Annotated in this window: 2 protein-coding genes and 1 pseudogene; all 3 read right to left on the reverse strand. The window is 49.7% G+C overall.

Going from position 1 to position 2,079, the window contains the following annotated elements:
• Positions 1-306, reverse strand: a pseudogene (locus E8E78_RS02920) (sugar-binding protein); the annotation flags it as partial.
• 287 nt (positions 307-593) lie between these two features.
• Positions 594-1,073 carry a hypothetical protein gene (locus E8E78_RS02925; protein WP_059396295.1) on the reverse strand — a complete coding sequence of 160 codons (480 nt, stop codon included), beginning with the start codon at positions 1,071-1,073 and terminating at the stop codon, positions 594-596.
• A gap of 1 nt (position 1,074) precedes the next feature.
• The coding region (locus E8E78_RS02930) for an RHS repeat-associated core domain-containing protein (protein ID WP_280311775.1) at positions 1,075-2,079 on the reverse strand (1,005 nt) is incomplete at its 5' end.

A 2,079-nucleotide genomic window follows, 5' to 3' on the forward strand; every position in this document is an offset into this window, starting at 1 on the left:
CTCGCCACGCAGCTTGTCGAGGGTGCGCACCAGTTCACCGGCTGGGTCGTACTGGTAACGGCGATGAATCGGGTTGTAGGCGTGCTCGACCAGCAGCGACGTATTCACACCGGTGTTGTGCACTTGCGAGAGCTTGTCGGCCGGCAAGGTCGACGCAAACTGCCATGCCTTGCGCCCCATGGCGTCATAACCGAAGCAACTGGTGAGCTTGCCCTGCGTGCGGTACACCTCGCGGTGCAGGTCATCGCGCTCCATGTCGCTGATCACCTGACCGTCCAGGTTCAGCTGGTGCAGGTGTCCGCTGCCGTCGGCTAGCACTGAATGCTCAGCAGCCAGCTGGTATCGTCGTAAGCGAAGTCCTGCCGGGCATTGCTAAATAGAAACCCGCCTCTAGCTCATAATATTGACTAGCCAAATAATTCGTTTTCAGCCGTGTAGGACTACGTCGAACGAATCATCAAAAATTAGCAACACAAATACAACCACAACAGCATACCACTATATCATACCTCCTTTAGTACATTAAAAACTTTGCCCACCCCATTACCAGCAACCTAAAGCAACTATTATAAATACCTGCCACAAAAACCAATCTAGATAACAATTAATTTATTTTTTGAGTATCCAACGGGCCACCTACCGGAAAAATATAATTCAACTATCCTCAACCAGGCACTTTCTTCCCCATAATAGCACTCAGAGACATACTGTCGAAACGCAAAACAAGCCGCATTTCTAGCAGCCAAACTAAAATCATGCGCACCCGACAAAAATTTATCTTTGGGAACCTTCTTTACCGACTGCATTACAGCCTTACTTACTCTAAGCCTAAGATCAACCAGATCCTTAGGAGGCTTCGGAAATGACTTGAACGGATCATCTTGGGTGGGAGTGGTCGGTAACCACTCAAGATCTTCATAAGCACCGAGAAACTCAGACTCAACCGGCTCAATAAAAACCCTAAATACGCTCTCTATATATATAATATTTTCAACTTTATCAGGCACACCCCCCATCTTAGAAAAAAAGTTTGCACGGCCAATTTCATCAGTTAGCTTTTCGAAATCCAGCATTTTAAATTCTCATATCTGTTATAGTACCCGGCGGCAAGGCCTTCCTGCTCTGTTGGATTGTGGTTCTCAATACACCGCCTGCAGCATGAGGCCCAGGTATTCCAGGCAGGGAGTGATTAGGGAGCTTACCTCTCGTAGGCATTAAATTCCACCATTTATTCGCCCCACCACTCTCTAGCGGAATAATATGATGCGGCGTAGCCCCTTCTGGCCACACTCGTCCCGTATGAGCCTCCCACTGCCTCATCAAGTAATCTTGATCTCTCACAAATTCTTTTCGCGCCACTTGATTTTGGAAGACACTACGGCGTTGCACCACTGGTAGGTTACCTTTCAAAATGGCAGCTTGCTGCGCTGTAATATTCCCTCCAGGAGCTGCAACCTGGTTCGCCTCGGCAATAACCTTATCATTCAGCTTGCCACAAGTTAGGCCTAGCGGATCAACCCACCCATTTGGTTCCGGCGCATATTGATAAAGGTTACTACCGCCTTCCAGCCCAATTGGATCCTGAGTAATGAACCTCCCAATTTCAGGGTTATAATAACGAAAAGTATTATAATTAAGATTGGACTCACTATCAAAATACTGCCCTTGAAACCGTAGACTTTGCTCAAGTTCATTAACAGCCAGCTGCTCTACAGCCCCCCAAGAACGGTAAGTAGCCTGCCAAACAATCTCACCCTCGCTATCGGTCAGCTCCAACGGGGTACCAATCTGGTCCGTATGGAAGTAATAGACCTTCCGCCCTTCCCCTTCCACCTGATCGACCCGCGCCAACGGCGCATAGCTTCCCGGCTCGTACAGGTACAAGATGCTCTGCCCAGGCGTCTCCTCACGCAGCATCCTCAGCCCCTGCCAGAGGAAGCGCTTCTGTTCGAGTTCGCCGTTGATTTCCGCCTGCTTGGCCACCCGCCGCCCAAGGCTGTCGTACCGATACTCACCTTGGCTTTCGAGCTTGCCGTTAACCAACGTCTCGGCCCGCACCAGCCGGTTCTCACAGTCATA

Origin of the sequence: Pseudomonas sp. BN505 (assembly GCF_029873175.1) — a bacterium.
Lineage (GTDB): Bacteria > Pseudomonadota > Gammaproteobacteria > Pseudomonadales > Pseudomonadaceae > Aquipseudomonas > Aquipseudomonas putida.